Origin of the sequence: Microcystis aeruginosa FD4 (assembly GCF_009792235.1) — a bacterium.
GTDB classification, from domain to species: domain Bacteria; phylum Cyanobacteriota; class Cyanobacteriia; order Cyanobacteriales; family Microcystaceae; genus Microcystis; species Microcystis viridis.
This window is the reverse complement of the sequence record NZ_CP046973.1, coordinates 1,721,158-1,743,720: the sequence shown is the minus strand read 5'-3', so window position 1 is coordinate 1,743,720 and position 22,563 is coordinate 1,721,158. Positions and strand designations below refer to the sequence as shown.

Here is a 22,563-nt window from a genome sequence, read left to right as displayed (position 1 = left end):
AAAATTCACTGCTGTGGGGGGGGATTGCTAGGAGTTGCGGAGGTGGGAGTCGGTGCAGAGATGGGTGTGCTGACAAATCCCATTTCGTAGAGTTGTTGATAGCTTTTTTGTCCTAATTCACTGGTGGGGTTTTGGGATTGAATCACCTGAATTAACAAAGGAACCGCCAATTCTGGCTGATTTTGCGCCCTATGGACCAAAGCAAGCTTATAGGTGGCTTCATCCCGCATTTGTCCGGTGTTTAAAGCACTTTGACGCTGAGAATCGAATACTTTCGGGTCAATTCCTGAGAAACTATTAGCTAATTGCAGATGATAGTTAGATAGTTGGTTAAAAATCCGGCGCGCTTGATTGAGTTTGTCCACAGCGACATCGTATTTAGCGGCATTAATAGCGGCGTTCGCTTCTTCCACTAAACGTTGTCCCCCCTGAAGACTCAGGACACTATCGGCTTGATTTAAGGGTTTTAATTCGTTAGGATCACTAGCAGGAGTGTTTGAGTCGGGGGTTTGTGCTTGTCCGTCAGGTGCGATCGCAATCACTAAACCGATCGCCAGAGTGAGCAGATAAATTAAACTATAAGGCTGTTTTCGCTTAACCATAAAACTTCTCGACTTAATGTTCCTGAGGGGAACGGCTATTTTTTTTAACATCGACAACTGACCTATAGTAGCTTTTTTGGGGCAGTTTCGATCCGACCCCAGCTTTCTAGACGTTAGATTTAGCGGTTTTGTCACCATGGCAACCGCTGATTTTCCCCGAACAATCAGTAGTAAGTCCCCAAAAAGTTAGTTTATCCCCCCGATTAATGGTTTAGATGCCGATAATTCACCCGTTGGAAGGCTGTCCAGATAGAATAAAGAGAAAGTAGGAGTTTAGTTGAAATGTCTTTATCACTGATTACCCGTAAGTTTACGGTGGAAGAATACGAAAAAATGACAACCCAGGGAATAATCAAACCCGATGAAAAAGTGGAATTAATTCGAGGAGAAATTATCAAAATGTCACCGATGGGAACCCGTCATGCTGCTGGTATTTATCGATTAACTCAGTTATTTTATCGAAAATTTGGCGATCTTATTCTCTTAGGAGTACAAAATCCGATTAGATTAAATAATAATTCTCAACCAGAACCAGATTTAAGTTTACTAATACCTCGTGAAGATTTCTATGCTTTGGCCCATCCTTGTCCCCAAGATATCTATTTAATTATTGAGGTTTCCGATTCTACCCTCGATTATGATCGCTATACTAAAATCCCTCTTTATGCGGAGGCAAATATTCAAGAGGTTTGGATTGTCAATCTCAAGGAAGAATGTTTAGAAGTTTATCGCCATCCGCTGCATGGTAGTTATCAAGCTATTCAGAAATATTATCGAGGTGAAAGTATTTTTATTGAATCCTTTCCAGAAATAGAGTTAACTTTAATTGCCATACTCGGTAATATTTGTTAAATTAAATGCTACAGTGTTTCTCCTAAAGATGAAGTGTCGTCAAAAAATCAGTGGAGGTTTCCGTTCTTGGCCGGGTGTGGAGCATTTTACCCTGATTTGTTCTCTAATTTCTACAACCAGAAAACAAGGTCAAAACATCCTACAAGTTTTAACTCAAGTTCTCAAGGGGGAAGTTCTGGTTTTTTCCTAATTTGTCAAGACCTCGGTAGTTACAACTTTTCTTTAAAGCTATGCTAAATACAAAAAAATCTCTCAATCTATCCTTACTTAAAACTCTTGGTTTAGTCGCTGTTATCGGTGGGCTAATGGTGGCCATTGTCGAAATGCAACAGGAAAAGGTGAAAACCTTGACAAAAGAAAAGTTATCAGAAAGAAATTATAGTCAAGAATCTCGCCTAGAAAATACTCAGGTTCAGTTATTAAAAAATATGCCTTCTTTTGGCTTTGGCAATATGTTGGCTAATTGGTCAATGTTGCAGTTTATTCAATATTATGGCGATGTGGATGCTCGCCGGGAAACTGGTTACGGTTTAAGTCCCGATTTTATGGAGATTGTCACCAAAAATGACCCCAAATTTATCCGCGCCTATTTGATGATGTCCGTGGCTTCTTCCGTGAATGCTGGCAAACCCGAAAGAACGATTGAGATTATGAATAAAGGTTTATCAAAACTCACTCCTGATGTTACTGATGCCTATTTTCTTTGGCTATATAAAGGAGTCGATGAACTATTATTTTTAGGCGATATTCCCGCGGCAAAAAACTCGAATCAAATGGCCGCCGATTGGGCGAAAATTGCCGGTAATGAATTTATCGAAAAATCCGCTAGGGGAACGGTAAAATTTTTAGAAACTAATCCTGATAGTCGCGCCCCTAGAGTCGGTGCATGGATGTTAGTCTGGCTGAATAGCAAAGAAGAAGAAACCCGCAAGTTAGCCAAGGAAAATATCGAAAAATTGGGCGGTAAATTGGTTGTGGTTAATGAGAATCAAGTGATGGCAATTCCCCCCAAGGATTAGGAACTGGCATATTTTTCATCTTGCCAAAACTTCTGATTTAATAAGCCATCAATATCCTTAGAAAAAGGACAAACATCGGGAAAATTAGAGTCTGGATAATCCTCTTTCACCGCTTCTAAAGCTTCTCGATAACATTCTTCTAAAATCTCTATCATAAACCTTTTCAAACTAGGAGAATACTTAAATTCCTTCTTTAAATCGTTGCGAAAATTTCTAATTTCAATTTCCCACCCCCGATAACAATCGGGAAGAACCACATAACAACGTTTTAATAAATGTTCTAATAAACGAGTTAAAAAATTATCAACCGCTTTGCGTTGACTTTTCCCCAAAGATTCCACCTCCTCGATCAAATTCTCTAAATCAACTTGAGATAAATCCCCAGATTTTAATTGTTTGACCGTCTTCTCTACCCACAAAGCAAAATCTTGATCATAAAGATTTTTTACCTTTGCTAAAGTCATAATTTTTCTCCCTGTTAAACTTAAATTTATTCCTTGAAAATCACACTAAATCTGGTTATTAAAGACTGATTATTTATTCCCCCTATTGCCTATTGCCTCTACTCAACGGATTTAGTATCAAAGTTTAACTTTTCCAAAACTTATGATTTAATAAACCATCAATATCCTTAGAAAAAGGACAAACATCGGGGAAAATAGCATCATATTTAATTCGCATATTCTCCACCGCTTCCTGATAACAATCATCACAAATATCGGTTAAAAAACTGCATAAACTAGGCGAATCTTTAAGGATATCTTTTAACTTCGATTGACAGCGTTTAATTGTTACTTCCCAACCTCGATAACAGTCGGATAAAGGAAGATAACGGCGTTTTAAAGCGTGTTCAAATAATGTAATTAGACGGTTTTTTAGTTCCCTTTTGTCTCGTCTTCCCAAAGATTCCACCTCCTCGATCAAATTCTCTAAATCAACCTGAGATAAATCCCCAGATTTTAATTGCTTAACCGTCTTCTCTATCCACAAAGCAAAATCTTGATCATACAGATTTTTTACCTTTGCTAAAGTCATAATTTTGACCTCCTCTGTTGACTAATTAGGGGTTGCTGAATAATGGTAAAAACCTTTTAAAATAAGGCTTTTGACCTGCTAAAATCCGATGTTCATTCGTGGCAATAAACCCGCTCCAGTTGCCGGAGTACGACAGATCTACGGCGATCGCAATGACCCAGAGCAACTGAAAGAAAAGCTTAAAAATGAGAGCTTTGAGACAATTTTCGATAATAATGGCAGAGAATTAAGTGATACTCAGCTAACTGATAACTGATGCAGCCTTAACCAGTCATTGGACATTCCACCAACCGAAAGCCGGCCCGACAAAGCGAATAACCACCCAAACCCCGGCTAAAACTCCTATACCAATCCAGGCACCCCTAGTGGTTAACTTGTAAGCTTGGGCCGCTTGACTTTTGGTAATCGGTAGCCAAGGCAGGATATTTTCTTCCTGTCCATATTTATCACCCAGGGCCGATTGACGACGTTTTGATTCACCCATACTAATGTCAGTTATTAAGAGGTTTTTCTCTGATTGTATATCGAAAGACAACAGACCACACCCAATCCTAGTCCCTGAAGGAGGGCGATCGAAACTGACGGCCGATGACCGACTATTATAGAATTAAAGGTTGCGACTGAAACAAGAATAATAATTATGGCAACCATTAACAGTAATTACTTAAAACTAAAAGCGGGTTATCTTTTTCCGGAAATTGCCCGACGAGTCCAAGCTTTTGCGGCAGCCAATCCCGATGCTAATATTATCCGTCTGGGGATTGGGGATGTCACCGAACCTTTGCCCCAAGCTTGTCGCGAGGCCATGATTAAAGCGGTGGAGGAAATGGGCGATCGCTCTAGCTTTAAGGGTTACGGGCCCGAACAGGGTTATGCTTGGTTAAGGGAGAAAATCGCCGTTCATGATTTTCAGGCTCGCGGTTGTGATATAAGTGCCGATGAAATCTTTATTTCTGACGGTTCTAAGTGCGATACGGGCAATATTCTCGATATTTTTGGGCATAATAACTCGATCGCCGTAACTGACCCAGTATATCCCGTTTACGTCGATACTAACGTTATGGCCGGACACACGGGAGAGGCCAACGACCGCGGTGAATACGAGGGACTGATTTATCTGCCAATTACCGCCGAAAATAACTTTACTGCCGAGATTCCAACCGAAAAAGTCGATTTAATCTATCTCTGTTTTCCCAACAATCCCACTGGGGCCACGGCTACCAAAGAACACTTGACAGCTTGGGTCAATTATGCTAGGGCAAACGGAGCGATTATCTTTTTTGATGCGGCCTACGAGGCCTTTATCACCGATGCCAGTTTACCCCATTCCATCTACGAAATCGAGGGGGCGCGGCAATGTGCGATCGAATTTCGCTCTTTTTCTAAAAATGCCGGTTTTACCGGGACCCGTTGCGCTTTAACCGTGGTTCCCCAAAGTCTCACGGCCAAAGCGGCCGACGGCACTGATGTGCAACTCTGGAAACTGTGGAATCGTCGGCAATCGACCAAATTTAACGGCGTTTCCTACATTGTCCAACGGGGGGCCGAGGCGGTTTATTCCCCGGAAGGACAAGCACAAGTAGAAGAACTTGTCAAGTTTTATTTACAAAATGCAACAATTATCCGAGAAAAATTAACCGCTGCCGGTTTAGAAGTCCATGGTGGCGTAAATGCGCCCTACGTTTGGGTAAAAACGCCCCAGGGTCTATCGAGTTGGGATTTCTTCGATAAACTGCTACATACCTGTAATGTGGTGGGAACCCCTGGATCCGGCTTTGGGGCTGCCGGAGAGGGTTATTTCCGACTATCGGCTTTTAATAGTCGTGCCAACGTCGAGGCCGCTATGGAGAGAATTATCAGTAAATTTCAAGGCTAATCGTTAAGAGAGGGATGTTTGCGGAAGCATCCCCCAACAACCCCATCGGGAATTGATAGACTACTTAACTACTCACCGACAACGGCTCACCGATGCGACCCTTTTGGTTAGAATCCTTACAGGTAGAAAGATTAACGATCGCAGTTGCTGGCCTACCGGCACATCTGCAAGGGATCAAGTTAGTGCAGTGGTCAGATCTGCACTGCGATGCACAGCATTTGCCTGTAGCTGTCCTGCAAGAAGCGATCGCCATTACTAATCAGGAAAAACCCGATCTCATCTTCCTGACGGGGGATTTTATTACCGATAGTCCCAGTCCAATTTTTGCCCTAGTCGAAAGCATGAAAGCTCTCAAAAGTCAAGGGGGTATTTATGCTTGTTTAGGAAATCATGACAGTTATCTTCCGCAAGCAAGGGAAACGGTCAGATCAGCCTTAACTAGCGTGGGAATTCGGGTACTCTGGAATGAAATCGCCACACCCTACGGCGAAAATTTTCCCATCGTCGGATTGGCCGATTATTGGTCTGGGGAATTTTTACCGCAAATCCTCGAGCAAATTTCCCCCGATATACCCAGACTCGTCCTTTCCCACAATCCCGATACAGCCATGATTTTAAAAGATTGGCGCGTGGATTTGCAGTTATCCGGTCATACCCACGGAGGTCAAGTGACTATCCCCGGTATCGGTTCTCTACCGATAGTTTTAGAGAAACTTATGCGATCGCTGCCCGAACCCTATGGTCAATGGGTCCCCTTTCCTCGGCAGTTTAGCAGGGTAGTCCGATACTGGCAATGGTCCGAGGGATTTCATCGAGTCGGGGAAAATCAATTATATGTGAATCGCGGCTTAGGAACCTATTTTCCCGGTCGTCTTTTTTGTCCCCCCGAAGTGACGGTAATTACTTTGGTCAACAGCAGTCAGTCTTGAATCAGTTATCAGTGATCAGTGATCAGTGATCAGTGATCAGTTATCAGTTATCAGTGAGCAGTGATCAGATTTAAGTTTTAAGTGTGCAGCATTAAATCAGCTGTTGACTATCTAAATTACTCGTTAAGACTGCACTGGAGTGCCGGAGTTGGGAGCAGGGAGAACAAGCATGAGCATTTGTACTAAAATTTCTAATATGCAGTTTAAATTCAGTACAGCTTAGAGGTTTCCTACTGTCTTTTCACTGTTTACTGTTTACTGATAACTGAAAAAACCACTTATGACAGAAAATAGAGATAACTTCAAGGAAACTTATAATGCACTAATTGAGCGCATTGTCAATCTAACTTTAGAAGGAAAAATTAGAGCTAAATCACAGGTTTATAACCTTTTGGCCGAGGGAGTAAAAAACGGCACAGGAGAAATTTTTGAGCGTTGTTTAACTGAAAAAATCATCGTTACTCGCTCACAGTTAGAAACAAAAATTAAAGCAACTAGGGTTTTGCGGGCCTTGGAAACGATCGAAAGTGAATGGGAAAAATATCAAAAAACCAATCAGCAAAATTCTCTCACTGCAGCGGCGATCGATAATCTGGTGAAAATCGATCAAGAGGATCGTTTACTGACGTTAGTAAATTTAATTGATCCCAATCAAAATAATGCTTTAACCCTAGAACAATTACAACAGTTAGCCAAGCATTTACAGACAGTTTCTCAGCAGCGGGGAGAAGCGGATTTATGGCAAATTGCCACAGGGATTAATCTGGGGTTAAATACTTGGTCAAATTTATCGAATGATCTCACCAGTTGGCTCTACGAACAAAATCGCAATCTTGGTTTTACTAATGATAATAAGCGAGTGACTCCCTGGCAAATTTGGGCAAGTAAAGTTAATCCCTCTTGGTTAAAACGAGTCTTAGAAAGTTTAGCTAATCAACAAGCTTTTGATTCTATTACTCAGGATTTAACTTTAACCGATTGGGTAGAAACTGCCATTGTTTTTCAATATATCCAAAGAGGACTAATTAACTTTTTTGATCAGCGCATCTATAGCGAAAAACTGGGAGCCAAATTATCCATTTCTACCTTTCTCACCTTTGCTTTAATTTGGTCGCTGTTAACCAATAGTTTCGAGCAAGTTAGTAAAAATTCCCTCTATAGTCGCGGCTGTTTTCAGATGGCTTTACAAATTCTGAGAACCTTTGCTCAACGGGACTATTTTCCTTTATACGGAGGAATTTTTGCCTCCTTTTCTGGCAGTTATCTCAAGGAAGCATTAGATTATTTATCAATTCCTCTGCGTTATGTGGAAGGCACGGGAGAAAAGGCGAGAATTTTAACTTTAATTGCCTATTCTAATCGCATTCGTGGCGACTATCCACAGGCCAGAGAATGTCATCAACAAGCTTTAGAAATTGCTCGTCAACAACAGGATTCTGCTTGTGAAATAGCTAATTTAAACCATTTATCTCGTCTCAATGCTATCCAGAAAAACTATACAGAAGCGATTAATTTAAGTCAGAGAGCTTTAATTTTAAGTCGTCAACAGGGTAATAGTTTAGGACAGGCTAACGCTTTAGCTAATTTGGGTTATAGTCAGGTACAGGAAGCGCAACAGTTAGAGAGATATGATCCCGAAATTTATCAAAGTTCGATCGAGTATTTACAGCAGGGATTAAAGTTAGCGGAAAGTCTCCAAGATTGGCAGAGTAAATCCCTTTGTTGTAGCAGTTTAGGTTTAGCATATCTTGTCCTTGAAAGACCCCAAGAGGCGATTAATATTCTCCTACAAGGATTGGAATCGGCCAAATACTACGGAGATGTATATCTGCAAGGTTTATTACTAACTTATTTAGGCGAAGCTTACTATCAAGACAAAAATTTTGAACAGGCAATTTATATGGGTTCTCTAGGAATGTATTGGCTCCACGAAATCGGTGCAGTAGAATGGCGACAAGCTGCTAGTCTATTAACGGTTATTCGTGGCAAAAATATCGCAGCTTTTGAACAGACTTTCAGTCAGGAACGTTCCTCCCTGATTAAATCTATTGGACTGGAAGGCTACCAATATATCTCAGAAATCCTCAGCAAATATCAACAGGGTAATTAGTGAATACAAAGCATAACCTATTAATTAATCTCTCGGTACTTTTTCCCCAACCCACGGGAATCAGTACCTACATTCTTAACCTCTTACCCTACCTGAAAAATTTAGAACCAACCCTACTAACAGCTAATAGTTATCCCGACTTTAACTGTTATTCTATCCCCAAAGGTCTCGGCCCTGATCGAGGAGCGAAAGGTCATTTAAAACGCTTACTCTGGACTCAGTGGCAGTTACCGTCAATTTACCGACAATTAAAGGCGAATTTACTCTTTTCTCCCCTTCCGGAAGCGCCGATAAATTCTCCCTGTCGCTTTGTCGTCATGGTACACGATTTAATTCCCCTGCGGTTTCCCAGTTTTACTTCCCCCTTAACCCACTATTTCCGTTATTATGTGCCGCAGGTATTACAACAGGCAAAACATATTATCTGTAACTCTCAGGCAACGGCCAAAGATATCACTGAATATTATCAAATTCCCGCCAATAAAATTACTTCTATTCCCCTAGCCTACGATAATTATCACTTTCACCCTATGGAAGATAATAAGCCAGAACATCCCTATTTTCTCTATCTCGGTCGTCCCAATCCCTATAAAAATTTACCGCGTTTAATCGCCGCTTTTGCCCAACTGCCCCCAGATTTAACAGATTATCATCTTTGGATTGCCGGCAGCTTTGATCGCCGTTATACCCCCAATTTACAACAACAAGCGCGAGAATTGGCAGTTAGCGATCGCATTAAATTTCTCGATTATATCCCCTACGATCACCTACCCAAAGTTATCAGTCAAGCCACTGCTTTAGTCTTCCCTAGTCTCTGGGAAGGCTTTGGATTGCCCGTTTTAGAGGCTATGGCCTGCGGTACACCCGTCATTACCTCAAATTTGTCATCTTTGCCCGAAGTTACGGCAACAGCGGCAATTTTAATCGATCCCTATCGAGTCGAGTGCATAGCCGATGCCCTAAAAATTATCGCTCAAGATCGACAATTACAGTCAAAATTAAGTTATCTAGGCAAAAAACGAGCTAATGAGTTTAGTTGGCAAAAAACCGGTCTAGCTACGGCCGCAATCTTAAATCAATATCTAGGATGTGCTTAGGGACTTGCGTGGGAATAATATCCCAATCGATCGGAGGGCGCAAGCTTTGCGCCCCTACAGTAACGGATTTTGTCCACAATGTAGGGGCGAACTGCGTTCGCCCAAAAGGTACATTATCAAAGCGCAAGTCCCTAACCTGATCGGTCATCGTCGGAAAAAGAAAAATAATTTGACAGATCGGCAGCATTTGCTGTAGGATTGATAATCGTGACCTTAATTGGAGAGATGGCCGAGCGGTTGAAGGCGCAGCACTGGAAATGCTGTTTAGGGGTAACTTTAACGAGGGTTCGAATCCCTCTCTCTCCGTCCCCAAAGCACCTCCTAGATATGAGGTGCTTTTTATAGCAGTTAGAGTATAGGAGTCAGGAGATTACTCTTATTGATTATCTTTTCCCCATCACCCACTCTCCTATACTTTTTAAACAGGATTTAGTCTAATTCCTCGTCGGTAAACCATCTTTACACTTAGCTAACCACTCCAATAAACTGTCTAACTGCTGTGGTGGTTTTACCAATCCTAGACCCCTAACCGTCACCTGTTTGGGACTATAAACAAAGCGTGATTGTATATGTTGGGGTAGGTGTTCTTGTAATAATTTCCAAGCTGGTTCCTCCATGGGAGTTTCTAGGATAATATGCTGTTTTCCATCGGGTTTAATGCGCGAAAAACCGAGGGATTTAGCCAGATGTTTTAACTCGATTACCTTAAATAATTGTGCCACTGGGGAAGGAATTGCCCCGTATCTATCGACTAAATCGGCAGCAATTTGTCCTAAAGTTTTCTGAGAATTGGCAGTAGCGATCGCCCGATAAACATCCATTTTCTGTTCCAGATCGGATATATAATCATTAGGAATAAATGCCGTTAATTTCAGATCGATTTGGGTATCCTCCACTTGAGGAATTTCTTGACCTTGAATTTCCCGCAAAGCTTCCTGTAACATTTCCATATATAGATCAAAACCGATCGCTTCCATTTGTCCCGATTGTTCCGCACCCAATAAGTTACCCGCACCGCGAATTTCCAGATCCCTAGTCGCTAATTGATACCCCGATCCTAACTGGGTAAATTCTTGAATTGCCTTTAATCTTTCCCGAGCGGTTTCTGTTAGTTCTCCCTTAGCTGGATAAAGTAACCAAGCGTGCGCTTGTACTCCCGATCGCCCCACCCGTCCTCGCAGTTGATAGAGTTGCGCTAAACCGAATTTTTGGGCATCTTCAATGATAATCGTGTTAACTCTGGGAATATCTAACCCTGACTCCACAATAGTCGTACAAACTAAGATATCCGCTTCCCCATTATTAAATGCTAACATGGTGGTCTCTAATTCGGACTCATCCATACGACCATGGCCGATGGCAATTCTCGCACCAGGAATCATCCCTTGAATTGCTGCCGCTTTTTCTTCAATTCCCTCGATTCTGGGTACTACATAAAAAATCTGTCCCCCCCGATCCAATTCATTGCGAATTGCCGTTCTAATCACATCAGAATTATAACTAGAAAGGTGGGTTTGGATGGGACGACGAGAGGGGGGAGGTGTGGTAATTAAACTCATTTCTCGCACCCCAGAAAGGGACATATAAAGAGTCCGGGGAATCGGTGTCGCACTCAAAGTTAACACATCAATATTACTTTTAAAAGCCTTAATTTTCTCCTTTTGATTGACCCCAAAACGCTGTTCTTCATCAATTACCAATAATCCTAAATCTTTAAACTCCACCGCTTTACTCAATAACAACTGCGTCCCCACCACTATATCCAATTCCCCCGTTTTCAAGCGCTGGACGATATCTTTTTTCTCGGAATTGGTGCGAAAACGATTTAATAAACCCACATTAATGGGATAGGGAGCAAAACGTTCTTTCAGGGTGTGATAATGTTGTTGGGTTAAAATCGTTGTTGGTGCTAATAAAGCCACCTGTTTATGACCCGTGGTGACAGCTTTAAAAATAGCACGAATGGCCACTTCTGTCTTACCAAAACCCACATCCCCACAGACTAAGCGATCCATTGGGCGATCGCTTTCTAAATCCCGTTTCACATCCTGTATCGCTTTCAGTTGATCCGCAGTGGGTTGGTAGGGAAAAGCATCCTCTAACTCCCGCTGCCAGGGATTATCCATCGGATAGGCAAAACCCGATTTTTGGGCGCGTTGGGCGTAAATATTGATTAAATCAACCGCTAACTTCTTAACCGACTTCCTAACGCGGGCTTTCGTCGCTTCCCACGCTTTGCCAGAGATTTTATGTAATTCGGGTGCTTGACTACCTGTATGACGATAACGGGAGAGATTATCAAGAGAATCGGCAGGAACCCGCAATAATCCATCGGCATACTTAATAACTAGATAATCTCGACCTTGCACTACTCCGCCAATTGTGCTTTCCTGCTTTTCTAGTTTGATAAACTGTCCGACTCCATGGTGTTTATGTACTACAAAATCCAGGGGACGGAGTTTATTCACGTCCACCTGTACCGAGGCTGCTTGCCGACGTTTGCGGACGTAACCGGCAGTATTTAAAAGATGTTGTCCGAAGAACTCTCGATCAGTAACGACGACTATGCGATAGGTGGGGAGGATAAAACCTTCTAATTCCGCTAATCCTGAGTATTTTAGGGCTGTAGCGGTGTTTTGAATGATTAAGCGCTCGATCGCCCCAAAATCGAGGGGATTGGGGATAAATTGGGCTGGACAGTCGTGTTCCTGTAATAACGAGACTGTGCGGGAGGGTTGGGCAGATATTAACCATGTAGCATACTTATTTACTTTAATACCGCTATAAATCTCTCTTTTTCCCCGTAAAATTTCCGCTAGTTTGGCGAATTGTCCCGCATTGGTGGGAATCGGACGACTGGAGAGATTAAGGCTATTTTCGGACAGGTGATCGTCTATTTCCGAGAGGTAGAGATGGGTAAATTTGGCCGATATTTGCAGAGATTCGCCAAAAGAACGGTGAATTTTCGGTAAAGCTGGTTCTATCTCTTGCCAGCGTTCCTCAATATATTCTATCCAGCGATCGCTTCTAGCTTGACAGCTTTCTAGTTCATCAAAGGCAATAAGACTATTTTCAGGGAGATAATCCAATAAAGAAGCAGATTGACTGAAGGACAAGCCTAAAAATCGCTCAATTCCCTCTGGATAAATGCCATTAGCCAATTTTTCTCGCTCTTCGGCCCCCAGATAATCGGCCACTGTCGGGGGAAGAGAAGGGGCAATCATCGCCGCAAAGCTAGTGGGAGTAAGAAGCAGATTGGGGATAGAATCCAGCGATCTTTGGGTTGCAGGGTCAAATTCTCGCAATTTTTCCAATTCATCGCCGAAAAATTCTAACCTGACCGGTAATTCTGCCGAAACTGGGAAAATATCAACGATATCGCCGCGACGACTCCATTGCCCTTCGGTTTCTACCAGTGAAACCCGTTCATATCCTAATCTAGCTAGGGTTAGATCGAGGTTTTTGGCTTCTATAACCCTTCCTACCGCAAAATTATCGCTATATTGCTCGAAAACCTCTCTAGGGGGTAAATGGGGCTGCAGGGCCTTTTCGGTGGTAACGATCGCAATTCCGGCATCTTGATGACTGATTGCCGATAATACCTGCATCTGTCCCCAAATCATCTCGGATTCCCGATTAAATGTCTCGTAGGGGCAAGCTTCCGAGGTGGGATAAAAGAAAACACCTTTCCACGTCATCGCTTCTAATTGGGCAGCCCAACGTGCCGCTTCTTCTAGATTGGCACAGATAATTACAAGATTTTTTCCTTGACAACGGGCAAAAGCTGTGCTTATTAATCCTTTCGGTAAGCGGGCAAGGCCAGTTAGGGTTAAATTGCCGTTTTTCTCCAGTTTTTGGATAAGTTCGGCAGTTAGAGGCGATTTTTCAATGTTGCGAATAACGGAGGCAAAAGTCATTTTTTAGTGATCGGCGCTCGGTTTTTAGTTAAGCTCTCCTGAATTTACACTGCCTCTTGGGAGTTTTAGTACAAATGCTCAGGCTTCCTCTCCCAACTCTGGCACTCCGGTGCAGTCTTAACGAGTATCAGTTGTGAGTTTTCAGTTCAGCGACTACTTTTTGGGGCTAATTTTTTTGGGCTTTATTTGACTTGACCAGAGGGGGTCGCAGGCGCACGGATTTTCCATTATCTATATAATATCATGTCAAGCGTTGGTTGGCAAGAAAAAATTTTTTAATTGATGGCAAAGATAGTATATCTATACTGGCAATATTTTCAGAATGATAACGATTCTCACCGACTGTGATAAGATGAGAATCATAATCAGACTCAGTTAACTCCGATGGGTAAAAATTTCCAGTTAACAGCGATTGCTTTAACAATGACTATAGCCAGCTTAACCGCTTGTAGTGGTCCCTCGGTCAAGGAAAAGGAAGCAAAGACACCCCTACAGGTGACAGTGAGTATCTTACCGCAGGAATATTTCGTCAAACGCATCGGCGGTGATAGAGTCAGTGTTAATGCCATGATTCAACCCGGGACAGATCCCCACACCTATGAACCAAAACCCGAACAATTAAAAACCACAGCCCGATCGCAAGCCTACTTTAAAATCGGTGTATCCTTAGAAGATGCTTGGAAAGATCGCTTAAACAGTGTTAACCAACAGATGTTAATCGTCGATACCAGTCAAGGGGTAGATAAAATCCCTTTGACAGCAGAACATAATCACGATCATGATCACAGCAAGGAAGAAAAACATCAAGCCGGAAAAAACACCCTAGATCCCCATATTTGGTTATCCCCAAAACGAGTCAAAGCACAAGCAGAGACTATTTATCAAACCCTAGCACAACTCGATCCGGGTCAGGCAGCCATCTATCGGGCTAACTTGGAAAAATTCCGTCAGGAGTTAGACGCATTAGATCAAGAAATTCGGCAAAACTTGGCAGGGATTAAAAACAAAAAATTTCTGGTATTTCATCCCGAATGGGGCTATTTTGCCCAAGATTACGGTTTAGAGATGATTGCAATCCAAATCGAAGGCAATGAACCCAGTGCTGCCCAGTTGAGTCAACTAATCCAACAGGCAAAAAAAGAGAATATAAAAGTTATTTTTACTCAACCAGAATTTAGCCAAAAAAGTGCCGAAACTATTGCGAGGGAAATTGGGGGACAGGTAATCCCTATTAGTGCCTTTGCTGAAAATTGGAGTGAAAACCTGCGACAAGTTTCCCAAAAAATGGCCACAGTTTTAAATCAGTAATTGTTTGTATATGTCAACGATCATTACCATTAGTAATCTCTGGGCCGGCTACGAACAGGAACCCATCCTCGAAGATATTAATTTAACCATTCAAGAACTGGATTTTCTGGGAATTATCGGCCCGAATGGAGGAGGAAAAACTACCCTCCTAAAGGTTTTACTGGGATTAATTAAACCTTGGCGCGGAGAAGTCAGTATTTTGGGGCAAAGTGTCCAAAAAGGTCGGGAATTAGTCGGTTATGTGCCGCAGTTTGTCGAATGCGATCGCTCATTTCCCATCACTGTGGGTGAGGTGGTGAAAATGGGGAGATTGAGCAGCAAAAAACTCTGGCAAGGCTATAGTAAAAAAGATGAGGTAAGGGTAGATAAAGCTTTAGATAGTGTGGGAATGTTAGCGTTGAAAAAAAGGTCGATTGCTGAACTTTCGGGAGGACAGCGCCAACGAGTTTATATCGCTCGCGCTTTAGCAGTAGAACCCCGTCTCTTGATTTTAGATGAACCCACTGCCAGTGTCGATCCCCAGATGCGTGCTAGTATTTTTTCCCTGTTGCAAGAATTGAATGAGTGGATGACTATTTTAATTATTTCCCATGATCTGGGAACCCTATCTACCTATGTTAAATCGATCGGTTGTCTCAATCGTCGTCTCTATTATCACGGCCAAAAATCTCTCACTGCCGCTATGTTAGAACAAGTGTATTGCTAAAAGGTTTCTCCCTTTCTACTGTCAAAACCCTTGACAAATCCCCGCACTTGACATACGGTTATATATAGAATGGGAATCCGTGCCTGCCTGCAAACCCTCTTTTTTCAGGTCAAATAAGCGCAAGGAATAAAGAAGACAGGGGATGACAATTAAAGACTTATACGAACAAGATTATCCTGCTTGGTTAGAAGAAACGGCCAAACAACTGCGACAAAGACAGACAGATGTATTAGATTGGGAACATCTCAGGGAAGAAATCGAAGCTTTGGGGAATGAACAGAGACATAAAGTAGATAGTTATCTCCTGCAATTACTCATTCATCTGCTTCTCTACCAATACTGGCCGGGGGAACGAGAAAGATGTGCGAAGGGATGGCAGGACGAAATCGGTAACTTTCGGGTGGAATTAGAACTTTTATTGGAGTCAAAAACCCTTTATAACTATTTTTTAACCAGAATTGCGGTTATTTACCCCAAAGCAGTGAAGCGAGTCCGACAAAAAAGCGAATTGCCGGCCGCTATCTTTGCCGAAAGCTGCCCCTATAGTCCCGAACAAATCCTCGATTCCGATTTTCTCCCCTGAAATTCCGGCAGATTTTTTCAGAAAAACCCTTGACAAATCCCCGCCCTTGACAGATACTTATATATAGAATGGAAATCCGTGCCTGCCTGCGACCCCTCTTTTTTCAGGTTAAATAATGCGATTAGATTTATTCCTGCTCCCTGGGGTTTAATTCTAGCTTCAGCAGTTTTAGGAGATGGGAAATATGGCAGCTGGGATTATCGCTATTGTCGGAATAGAATCTTCCTATTTGTAATGCCAGTTGTTCTCTATATCTTTCTGGGGGTGATGTATAGTCCCCTGGAGGTTCAACTTGTAACCAGTATTGCTTCGCTTTTTTGATAGTCAACAGAGCCAGCACTAATTCCGATTGGCTATTGTCGTGGCTAACTTGATATTGTTTTTGCCAAGATAGCTGTAATTTCTCCACTTCCGATAGCTCTAGGTTTTGACAATGAGAGATTCTCCCTTTAACTCTGGAAAAATTATTTTTTAAATCGGCATCATCCTTAATTTTATCTGCCATATCAAGATAAATCTTTTCTAGTCTAGCAGCGGAATCTCGATAAACAGCCGAATGTTCGCTAAGAATTGATTGAATATCGGGGAAAATAAAATAGGACTCTTTATGAATCAATCCCGTTACCCAGATTCTATGCTGTCCAACCTGATTGACTTTAATCAGTGATTTTTCATATAAGTCCTCAAAAATTTCCTCTAAATACTTAAATGGGTAGGAATCATCTAAACTTTTATTTTGTAAGTCCAAATCGACGATAGCGAAAAGCTGCTGGGGATTTAAATAAGAAGCTTCTGGGTTCTGTTCATGCAAACGCAAAAGATGAAAGTAAGTATTTAAAACATCATTTCTATCACCACAGTTAAAAAAAGTCGGTATCTTTTGTCTCCAATCCCTAGGAACACAAGCTTTATAAAAATTAGCATCGGGAAAATCTTCCATAGCTCGATAGGATTGAGGAGATAACCTGCCGGCAGTTTTTTTGATTTCCCCTTCACAGAGGATGACAAATTTATTACGAATTTGACGGTTTGCCAGAATAAATTGACAATGTTCTAAAAGTTCCGTTTCTCTAAGACTCATGGGTTAGTTTCTCAATCTTTATTTAAATAGTTTCGGTTCTATCTCTTTAACATGAGCGGGAGTTAAAGCTTGACAGAGTTCATAGGAATGAGTGGCTAAGATATATTGATTGCTAGGTTCCCATTCCTGCAAGTCCTCAATAATTTTATATTGCCAGTCGGGATGGAGAGCAATCTCAATTTCATCCATCAATACAATCGCATCTTTTATCCTACGATACTTTAGCCACAGATAGATACTTAATCGCTTCAGTTCCCCATGACTCAAATCCTCTGGATATAATTCTTCTCCGTTTATATCTCCTTTGAATTTAAAGGTAATCCCCGATATATCTTTATCTAAATTAATTTCTTTGTCGGATAAAATTGAATTTAAGTTTTGCCGTATTAGTTGATAATTATTTCCATATTCACCCGTTTCTATAGCTTGAGCAAAATCTTGATCACGAGCCATGATAAAGTAATTAATCAATAGCTCAACGGGCAGAAAATCGTAGGTAAATAAGTTGCTAAGTTTCTTTTTAATATCTGCCATGGCTAAATAATAGTTACTAGAGTCTGTATTCCCTTGATTTATCTGAAAAAGACTCTTGTTTGTAGCTTTAGGTAAAAAGATAAAAACTTGCGTTGAAGGTGCTGCTAAAAATATTTTTGAGGATAATTCTTTCATGAATAATTGAAATTCTTCTTGGATGGCTTGACTAAATTTATACAGCAAAAATATTTTTTCATTCTTCTGGTTGTTTGCTTGACAAAGATATACCAACCCATTTCTTTCCAAAATATTTTTGAACATTGCTAGAAGACGATCATCAACGTTAACAGTATCTAAATCTTCTTTTTGTCCGTCAAGGTTAGATAGTAAATTTTTTACATAGGCATCGCTGCAAATAAAAAATTCTAGTTTCACTTCTTCCCGATTGTCGGTTAAAATTTCAAAAATAGCCAAGGGTTTCTGGTCTAACTCATCTTCTAGTTGACATCGATGCAGTAAATTTACAACGTATTCTATCTTTTCTGGATCACCAGAACAATGAAGCAGGATAAAAATTAATTGTAGAAGGGTACTTTTGCCACCGCCATTTTGACTACCGATAGGGAAGATCTGGGGAAAAAAGTCTTTCTCAAAACTAATATCAATATTCTTTAACACTCGAAAATCAGGAACTTGAACCCGTAGTAACCGCATTGTCAAAACTCCCGTAATCCTATCCTCTTGCTCATCTGCTTATTGTAGCTCACAGGGAAAAGTGAAACAATCTCTTATCCCGCGTTTCTATACCTATCCAATATCTGGCGATCACTTGTCTTTTCTACCGGCCAAATTCTGGCAGATTTTTTCAGAAAAACCCTTGACAAATCCCCGCCCTTGACAGATACTTATATATAGAATGGAAATCCGTGCCTGCCTGCGACCCCTCTTTTTTCAGGTTAAATAAGCGTCAAGAAAATAAAAACCTGATACCTGACCACTACTAAAGACTTATACGAACAGGACTATCTTGCTTGGTTAGAAGAAACGGCCAAACAACTGCGACAAAGACATACAGATGTATTGGATTGGGGAACCAACAGAGACAAAAATTATTATTATTAGTTGTAAATTTCATTATGACTAGGCTCAATGTAATCGCTGTTATCTTGTTGATTAAACTTTAAAATTGTCATTGCTTGGGATAGGAACACCAAGGGCGATCGCTTACAATAGGGGGCAAACTTTTAGAAAGCAACCTTTATTACTATTCTTACTCATGCCCACTCTATCAAGCTTCTATGGAATAAAAATCACCATGAACTATAACGATCACAATCCGCCTCCTATCCATGCCGAGTATCAAGATTATGAAGCGGTTATAATGATTCACACAGGTGAAGTTTGTGGTCAAATGCCCAAAAGAGGACTAAATTTAATATGGGAGTGGCTTGATCTACATCAATCTGAACTATTGGAGAACTGGGAAAATGCGCGTCAAAGAAAACCTCTTAACAGAATCGATCCCCTTCCCTAAAAAGGAGCTATTTCTTCACGTTATCTGTGTGGAATATCTGGATAAGTATCAATTAAAGCTAACCTTTAATAATGGAATAGAAGGGATTGTAGATTTAGAACAAGAATTGTATGGAGAAATCTTTGAACCCTTAAAAGATCAAAGCTTATTTCAAAAAGTATATGTAAATAGTCGGACAATAGAATGGCCAAACGGAGCAGACTTTGCCCCTGAATTTTTATTTGAAATTGCTCTCGACAAGCAACCAGTTAGGATGGTCGGTGATCGTGTAGGGTACGCTAATGAAATGTAACGTACCAAATTGTTTTCTTAACAATAATTATCTGATTTGCGATTATTTTGGACTTTAGTGCGATCAGGTTTTCTTCTCATGGTGTGATCGCTTGTTGATGAGGAGGGGCGATCGCTAATTGCCGTGTTGACTTAGATAGCTCTTATCTCCTGTGCAACTGGACTTGACAACTCCTTTGTTTAAAAATACAATTCGGAATATAGAGTTTCTGATTCACAAGAGGTACATTCCCAATCCTGAACAGCATAATCGCGATCGGCAAGGGTTTAACTGTGCCGCACAGATGCGAGAAGCTCTATAGAACCTATTTGGTATCTCTCTTGTGACGCTTCACGGGTAAGAATTACAGGTATTTTGGCTAATTCGCTCTAATCCATACTGGGTAATGATTTTGGGAAAGATACCAAATGGACTCTATAAACAATTTCTTGAAATATAGCGGAGTAAACAACGATGGCTACAATTTATGGTAACAATTCTAACAATTCGTTGAATGGAACTTCGTCCAGCGATACAATTTACGGACAGGCTGGCCATGACAACCTTTACGGTAATGGTGGAAATGATGTTATTTACGGTGGAACAGGAAGTGATAATGCCTATGGGGGGATTGGAGATGATTGGTTGTATGGGGAGGACGGAAATGACAAACTTTTCGGCGATGACGGTCAGGATTATTTGAGCGGGGGGGCTGGAGACGACACCCTGACTGGTGGACTGGGAGATGATTATCTCATCGGAGACGCAGGAAATGATGTTTTGGGGGGCGGTTGGGGAAATGACGTTTTAATCGGTGGTTTGGGAATCGATGTTCTAGCTGGAGGACAAGGGAATGATACTCTGACAGGCGGGGCGAATGCTGATTTCTTTGATTTTTATTCCCCCACTTATGGGGTTGACTGGATTACCGATTTTTCTGTCATTGACGATACCATTCTAGTGTACAAGACGGCATTCGGTTTGTCTTCCAGTGGTGCAATTCTAAGCAATCAATTCAGCATCGGCTCATCTGCTACTACTGCATCCCATCGTTTTATTTACGATAGTGTTAACGGTGCATTATTCTTCGATTCCGACGGTTTGGGAGGTACTGCCCAAGTTCAAATCGCTCTTTTAAACACAGGATTATTGATGACTAATAACGATATCGTTGCGACGTAACGGAGTGCGATCGTTTTTTTTGTGATGGGGAGGGGTGGTCGTTTTTGGAAGGAGCAATTTTTTGGGAATAGTGCGATCGTTTTTGGGGATAAGGAGGGGCGATCGTTTTTGGAGAGTCAATTTTTTGGGAATGGCGATTTGGATGAGGAGAGGCGATCATTTTTGGGTGATGTGGGAATGGCGATCACATATCGTATTTTTCTATTATCATAGTAAAACTAGGCAAATATTTTGAAAATAACATGAAAATTAAAGCTCTAATCTGGCAAGAAGATGGTATTTGGTGCGGTTCCGTACCGGCATTGCCAGGCTGTCATACCTGGGGAGAAAGCTACGAACAATTATTAGAAATGTTGCAAGATGCAGTTCAAGGATGGCTTGAAGTTGCAAGTCAAGAAACAGAAATTGAAGCAGAAAAAGAGCTAGTCGAATTATCATTATGAAATCTATTTCTGGCAAAGCCCTTTGTAAAATTATTGAACGTTATGGTTGGCAGTTAAAACGCATTAGTAGTAGTCATCATATTTATACAAAACAGGGAATGAAAGTTATTTTATCCGTTCCTGTTCATGGCAATAAAGATTTACCAATTGGTACTCTTAAGAGTATTTTGAAAGATGCTGATCTGACCGAAGATGACTTGAGATAACGGTGATCGCTGTTTTCTTGTTGATTAAATCTTAAAAACGCGATCAGGTTTTCTTTTGAAATCTAGGGTAAAGCTGTTAAAACAAAACGGATAGACGTTGCCACTACCGCCGTAAACAAAACCCCAATCGAAGCCCAAACCTGCTTGCCCTGATTGCTGTCTACCTTTTCTATCTGTAATTCCATTTTATCGAATCGCTTATCCATTGAATCCAATCGTTTCTCTACATTATCAACTTTGGTTTCTACAGTAGCCAATCGAATCTGTACTTGATTCACATCTTTAGAAATTGTATCTAGCTTCTGATTCATTTCTGCTAGAACTTCGCGCAAATCCGTTTCGATGATAGTCGGTGTTGGCATAACTCATTTTGTTAATCAGGCTGACACACTCATTTTAATCTATTTTTTTGCTGAGAGAACGGCCTCTTCTCAAAATATCTAAAAAAATAATGCGATTGCCGTCATCTTGTTGATTAAACTTGAAAACCGCGATCATTTTGGCTTGAAAGTGCGATCGCTGATCTTGTAGGTTGGGTTGAGGTGACGAAACCCAACATTGCTTTTATTTCTTACCTTAATTTTTTGGGTTTCACTTCTACATTTTATTCCATAACAATATAACGGTGAAAACTGGAATATTGCCAATCTTTCGGAGCGTTTACTAATCCATGATGCACGGTATTCGAGATGAGTAACAAAATCTCGATCGCCGTAGGCGCGCCCTTGGCGACCATCTCGAACTTGATGCTCCCAAAAGCGACGTTGCCAAATAGCTTTTTCTCCTTTATGTTGTCGAGATGTTGAAATTTTACCCTGATATTGAGAATGACATTGACGGCTAAAATAACTTTTAATTAATCACCAACCAGTTGAAAAATCTGCATCCGTTTCAGGCAATATCCAAAGAGCATGAATGTGATCTGGTAAAATGACAATAGCATCAATCTTAAAATGATGTTGTCGCATAACATATTTAAAAGCATTTCGTAGTAAATCCACATTTTCAGGTTCACACAAAATTCTGTGGCGATTGTATGTCACAACTGTAAAAAAATAAGTGGCTCGTGGTGTTTTTGCTCTACGGTATTGCATCAAGTTAGGATAACATTTATTGGATTGGTGTTTACGCAACTGGCGTTGGGTTTCGTGCCTCAACCCAACCTACCAAACTACGGATAGGGAATATCTGAGGAAAAAAGTCTTTCCCGAAACTAAGATCAATATTCTTTAACACTCGAAAGTCAGGAACTTGAACCCGTAGTAACCGCATTGTCAAAACTCCCGTAATCCTATCCTCTTGCTCATCTGCTTATTGTAGCTCACAGGGAAAAGTGAA

The 22,563-nt window shown here is 41.1% G+C and carries 25 protein-coding genes, 1 tRNA gene and 2 pseudogenes; 18 read left to right on the top strand and 10 right to left on the bottom strand.

Annotated elements, in window-relative coordinates; genetic code table 11:
• Window positions 1-5: 5 nt before the first annotated feature.
• On the bottom strand, window positions 6-653 hold the full coding sequence (locus tag GQR42_RS09040) for a hypothetical protein (protein ID WP_158199713.1): 648 nt from the start codon (window positions 651-653) through the stop codon (window positions 6-8).
• A gap of 231 nt (window positions 654-884) precedes the next feature.
• On the opposite strand from GQR42_RS09040, the gene GQR42_RS09035 reads away from it, so the two are divergent.
• Genes GQR42_RS09035 through GQR42_RS09025 form a run of 3 tightly spaced genes read left to right on the top strand, consistent with a single transcriptional unit; the run spans window position 885 to window position 2,473 of the window.
• Window positions 885-1,454, top strand: coding sequence for a Uma2 family endonuclease (locus GQR42_RS09035; RefSeq protein WP_158199712.1), 570 nt, complete (start codon window positions 885-887; stop codon window positions 1,452-1,454).
• A 28-nt stretch (window positions 1,455-1,482) separates the two neighbouring features.
• A complete protein-coding gene (locus tag GQR42_RS09030; RefSeq protein WP_158199711.1) occupies window positions 1,483-1,644 on the top strand; it encodes a hypothetical protein in 162 nt (53 codons plus the stop codon).
• Window positions 1,645-1,684: 40 nt separating this feature from the next.
• Window positions 1,685-2,473: a hypothetical protein gene (locus GQR42_RS09025; protein WP_158199710.1), complete on the top strand. Its 789-nt coding sequence runs from the start codon at window positions 1,685-1,687 to the stop codon at window positions 2,471-2,473.
• Here the strand turns inward: GQR42_RS09025 and GQR42_RS09020 are convergent.
• Both GQR42_RS09020 and GQR42_RS09015 read right to left on the bottom strand, forming a co-directional pair.
• On the bottom strand, window positions 2,470-2,937 hold the full coding sequence (locus tag GQR42_RS09020; RefSeq protein WP_158199709.1) for a DUF29 domain-containing protein: 468 nt from the start codon (window positions 2,935-2,937) through the stop codon (window positions 2,470-2,472). The genes GQR42_RS09025 and GQR42_RS09020 overlap by 4 nt on opposite strands.
• Window positions 2,938-3,061: 124 nt before the next feature.
• Window positions 3,062-3,508, bottom strand: a complete 447-nt coding sequence (locus tag GQR42_RS09015; RefSeq protein ID WP_158199708.1) for a DUF29 domain-containing protein — start codon at window positions 3,506-3,508, stop codon at window positions 3,062-3,064.
• 88 nt (window positions 3,509-3,596) lie between these two features.
• Here GQR42_RS09015 and GQR42_RS09010 point away from each other — a divergent pair.
• Window positions 3,597-3,749, top strand: a pseudogene (locus tag GQR42_RS09010) (NAD-dependent epimerase/dehydratase family protein); the annotation flags it as partial.
• A gap of 30 nt (window positions 3,750-3,779) precedes the next feature.
• Here the strand turns inward: GQR42_RS09010 and GQR42_RS09005 are convergent.
• Window positions 3,780-3,992: a DUF2839 domain-containing protein gene (locus tag GQR42_RS09005; protein ID WP_002737353.1), complete on the bottom strand. Its 213-nt coding sequence runs from the start codon at window positions 3,990-3,992 to the stop codon at window positions 3,780-3,782.
• Window positions 3,993-4,148: 156 nt separating this feature from the next.
• On the opposite strand from GQR42_RS09005, the gene GQR42_RS09000 reads away from it, so the two are divergent.
• From GQR42_RS09000 to GQR42_RS08980, 5 genes are all read left to right on the top strand, one after another.
• Entirely contained in the window at window positions 4,149-5,384 is a 1,236-nt protein-coding gene (locus GQR42_RS09000) for an LL-diaminopimelate aminotransferase (RefSeq protein ID WP_158199707.1), read from the top strand.
• 92 nt (window positions 5,385-5,476) lie between these two features.
• Complete coding sequence (locus GQR42_RS08995; protein ID WP_158199706.1) at window positions 5,477-6,313, top strand: metallophosphoesterase; 837 nt, start codon at window positions 5,477-5,479, stop codon at window positions 6,311-6,313.
• A gap of 280 nt (window positions 6,314-6,593) precedes the next feature.
• On the top strand, window positions 6,594-8,423 hold the full coding sequence (locus GQR42_RS08990; RefSeq protein ID WP_158199705.1) for a tetratricopeptide repeat protein: 1,830 nt from the start codon (window positions 6,594-6,596) through the stop codon (window positions 8,421-8,423).
• Entirely contained in the window at window positions 8,423-9,520 is a 1,098-nt protein-coding gene (locus GQR42_RS08985; RefSeq protein WP_158199704.1) for a glycosyltransferase family 4 protein, read from the top strand. Before GQR42_RS08990 ends, GQR42_RS08985 begins: the two co-directional genes overlap by 1 nt.
• Window positions 9,521-9,739: 219 nt before the next feature.
• A tRNA-Ser gene (locus GQR42_RS08980) sits at window positions 9,740-9,826 on the top strand.
• Between the two features lie 128 nt (window positions 9,827-9,954).
• Here GQR42_RS08980 and mfd read toward each other — a convergent pair.
• Window positions 9,955-13,437, bottom strand: a complete 3,483-nt coding sequence (mfd, locus tag GQR42_RS08975; protein ID WP_158199703.1) for a transcription-repair coupling factor — start codon at window positions 13,435-13,437, stop codon at window positions 9,955-9,957.
• 384 nt (window positions 13,438-13,821) lie between these two features.
• Here mfd and GQR42_RS08970 point away from each other — a divergent pair, with 384 nt between their 5' ends.
• From GQR42_RS08970 to GQR42_RS08960, 3 genes are all read left to right on the top strand, one after another.
• The gene (locus GQR42_RS08970) at window positions 13,822-14,745 is read left to right on the top strand and encodes a metal ABC transporter solute-binding protein, Zn/Mn family (protein WP_158199702.1); all 924 of its coding nucleotides are present in this window, start codon (window positions 13,822-13,824) and stop codon (window positions 14,743-14,745) included.
• A gap of 10 nt (window positions 14,746-14,755) precedes the next feature.
• Window positions 14,756-15,451, top strand: a complete 696-nt coding sequence (locus GQR42_RS08965) for a metal ABC transporter ATP-binding protein (RefSeq protein ID WP_158199701.1) — start codon at window positions 14,756-14,758, stop codon at window positions 15,449-15,451.
• Window positions 15,452-15,593: 142 nt separating this feature from the next.
• Window positions 15,594-16,034, top strand: a complete 441-nt coding sequence (locus tag GQR42_RS08960; RefSeq protein WP_158199700.1) for a DUF29 domain-containing protein — start codon at window positions 15,594-15,596, stop codon at window positions 16,032-16,034.
• Window positions 16,035-16,161: 127 nt separating this feature from the next.
• On the opposite strand, the gene GQR42_RS08955 is transcribed toward GQR42_RS08960, so the two are convergent.
• Both GQR42_RS08955 and GQR42_RS08950 read right to left on the bottom strand, forming a co-directional pair.
• A complete protein-coding gene (locus GQR42_RS08955) occupies window positions 16,162-17,115 on the bottom strand; it encodes a hypothetical protein (protein ID WP_158199699.1) in 954 nt (317 codons plus the stop codon).
• An 18-nt stretch (window positions 17,116-17,133) separates the two neighbouring features.
• The gene (locus tag GQR42_RS08950; RefSeq protein WP_158199698.1) at window positions 17,134-18,303 is read right to left on the bottom strand and encodes an AAA family ATPase; all 1,170 of its coding nucleotides are present in this window, start codon (window positions 18,301-18,303) and stop codon (window positions 17,134-17,136) included.
• Between the two features lie 276 nt (window positions 18,304-18,579).
• On the opposite strand from GQR42_RS08950, the pseudogene GQR42_RS29480 reads away from it, so the two are divergent.
• From GQR42_RS29480 to GQR42_RS08920, 6 genes and pseudogenes are all read left to right on the top strand, one after another.
• Window positions 18,580-18,678 (top strand): annotated as a pseudogene (locus GQR42_RS29480) (DUF29 family protein); the annotation flags it as partial.
• A gap of 187 nt (window positions 18,679-18,865) precedes the next feature.
• Window positions 18,866-19,123 (top strand): DUF4160 domain-containing protein, encoded by a 258-nt coding sequence (locus tag GQR42_RS08940; protein ID WP_257792626.1) that lies wholly within the window; start codon window positions 18,866-18,868, stop codon window positions 19,121-19,123.
• Window positions 19,077-19,415, top strand: coding sequence for a DUF2442 domain-containing protein (locus GQR42_RS08935; RefSeq protein WP_158199697.1), 339 nt, complete (start codon window positions 19,077-19,079; stop codon window positions 19,413-19,415). The genes GQR42_RS08940 and GQR42_RS08935 overlap by 47 nt, the downstream gene beginning before the upstream one ends.
• A gap of 453 nt (window positions 19,416-19,868) precedes the next feature.
• The gene (locus tag GQR42_RS08930; protein ID WP_158199696.1) at window positions 19,869-20,576 is read left to right on the top strand and encodes a calcium-binding protein; all 708 of its coding nucleotides are present in this window, start codon (window positions 19,869-19,871) and stop codon (window positions 20,574-20,576) included.
• Between the two features lie 242 nt (window positions 20,577-20,818).
• Entirely contained in the window at window positions 20,819-21,019 is a 201-nt protein-coding gene (locus GQR42_RS08925) for a type II toxin-antitoxin system HicB family antitoxin (RefSeq protein ID WP_002735173.1), read from the top strand.
• A complete protein-coding gene (locus tag GQR42_RS08920) occupies window positions 21,016-21,225 on the top strand; it encodes a type II toxin-antitoxin system HicA family toxin (RefSeq protein WP_158199695.1) in 210 nt (69 codons plus the stop codon). The genes GQR42_RS08925 and GQR42_RS08920 overlap by 4 nt, the downstream gene beginning before the upstream one ends.
• 62 nt (window positions 21,226-21,287) lie before the next feature.
• Here the strand turns inward: GQR42_RS08920 and GQR42_RS08915 are convergent, their stop codons facing one another.
• The 3 genes from GQR42_RS08915 to GQR42_RS27625 form a co-directional block, all read right to left on the bottom strand.
• A complete protein-coding gene (locus GQR42_RS08915; RefSeq protein ID WP_158199694.1) occupies window positions 21,288-21,587 on the bottom strand; it encodes a hypothetical protein in 300 nt (99 codons plus the stop codon).
• A gap of 242 nt (window positions 21,588-21,829) precedes the next feature.
• Window positions 21,830-21,961 carry a hypothetical protein gene (locus GQR42_RS29470; RefSeq protein WP_257792627.1) on the bottom strand — a complete coding sequence of 44 codons (132 nt, stop codon included), beginning with the start codon at window positions 21,959-21,961 and terminating at the stop codon, window positions 21,830-21,832.
• Between the two features lie 124 nt (window positions 21,962-22,085).
• Window positions 22,086-22,319 carry an REP-associated tyrosine transposase gene (locus GQR42_RS27625; protein ID WP_199273296.1) on the bottom strand — a complete coding sequence of 78 codons (234 nt, stop codon included), beginning with the start codon at window positions 22,317-22,319 and terminating at the stop codon, window positions 22,086-22,088.
• Window positions 22,320-22,563: the final 244 nt, after the last annotated feature.

Coding starts and splice junctions, on each gene's coding strand:
- GQR42_RS27625 (WP_199273296.1), bottom strand. CDS start 22,319: ATGCAATACCGTAGAGCAAAAACACCACGAGCCACTTATTTTTTTACA.
- GQR42_RS08915 (WP_158199694.1), bottom strand. CDS start 21,587: ATGCCAACACCGACTATCATCGAAACGGATTTGCGCGAAGTTCTAGCA.
- GQR42_RS08930 (WP_158199696.1), top strand. CDS start 19,869: ATGGCTACAATTTATGGTAACAATTCTAACAATTCGTTGAATGGAACT.
- GQR42_RS08955 (WP_158199699.1), bottom strand. CDS start 17,115: ATGAGTCTTAGAGAAACGGAACTTTTAGAACATTGTCAATTTATTCTG.
- GQR42_RS09020 (WP_158199709.1), bottom strand. CDS start 2,937: ATGACTTTAGCAAAGGTAAAAAATCTTTATGATCAAGATTTTGCTTTG.
- GQR42_RS08990 (WP_158199705.1), top strand. CDS start 6,594: ATGACAGAAAATAGAGATAACTTCAAGGAAACTTATAATGCACTAATT.
- GQR42_RS08970 (WP_158199702.1), top strand. CDS start 13,822: ATGGGTAAAAATTTCCAGTTAACAGCGATTGCTTTAACAATGACTATA.
- GQR42_RS08920 (WP_158199695.1), top strand. CDS start 21,016: ATGAAATCTATTTCTGGCAAAGCCCTTTGTAAAATTATTGAACGTTAT.
- GQR42_RS09040 (WP_158199713.1), bottom strand. CDS start 653: ATGTTAAAAAAAATAGCCGTTCCCCTCAGGAACATTAAGTCGAGAAGT.
- GQR42_RS09030 (WP_158199711.1), top strand. CDS start 1,483: ATGAAGTGTCGTCAAAAAATCAGTGGAGGTTTCCGTTCTTGGCCGGGT.
- GQR42_RS08935 (WP_158199697.1), top strand. CDS start 19,077: ATGCGCGTCAAAGAAAACCTCTTAACAGAATCGATCCCCTTCCCTAAA.
- GQR42_RS08940 (WP_257792626.1), top strand. CDS start 18,866: ATGCCCACTCTATCAAGCTTCTATGGAATAAAAATCACCATGAACTAT.
- GQR42_RS08925 (WP_002735173.1), top strand. CDS start 20,819: ATGAAAATTAAAGCTCTAATCTGGCAAGAAGATGGTATTTGGTGCGGT.
- GQR42_RS08995 (WP_158199706.1), top strand. CDS start 5,477: ATGCGACCCTTTTGGTTAGAATCCTTACAGGTAGAAAGATTAACGATC.
- GQR42_RS08965 (WP_158199701.1), top strand. CDS start 14,756: ATGTCAACGATCATTACCATTAGTAATCTCTGGGCCGGCTACGAACAG.
- GQR42_RS29470 (WP_257792627.1), bottom strand. CDS start 21,961: ATGGTCGCCAAGGGCGCGCCTACGGCGATCGAGATTTTGTTACTCATC.
- GQR42_RS08950 (WP_158199698.1), bottom strand. CDS start 18,303: ATGCGGTTACTACGGGTTCAAGTTCCTGATTTTCGAGTGTTAAAGAAT.
- mfd (WP_158199703.1), bottom strand. CDS start 13,437: ATGACTTTTGCCTCCGTTATTCGCAACATTGAAAAATCGCCTCTAACT.
- GQR42_RS08960 (WP_158199700.1), top strand. CDS start 15,594: ATGACAATTAAAGACTTATACGAACAAGATTATCCTGCTTGGTTAGAA.
- GQR42_RS09015 (WP_158199708.1), bottom strand. CDS start 3,508: ATGACTTTAGCAAAGGTAAAAAATCTGTATGATCAAGATTTTGCTTTG.
- GQR42_RS09025 (WP_158199710.1), top strand. CDS start 1,685: ATGCTAAATACAAAAAAATCTCTCAATCTATCCTTACTTAAAACTCTT.
- GQR42_RS09005 (WP_002737353.1), bottom strand. CDS start 3,992: ATGGGTGAATCAAAACGTCGTCAATCGGCCCTGGGTGATAAATATGGA.
- GQR42_RS09035 (WP_158199712.1), top strand. CDS start 885: ATGTCTTTATCACTGATTACCCGTAAGTTTACGGTGGAAGAATACGAA.
- GQR42_RS09000 (WP_158199707.1), top strand. CDS start 4,149: ATGGCAACCATTAACAGTAATTACTTAAAACTAAAAGCGGGTTATCTT.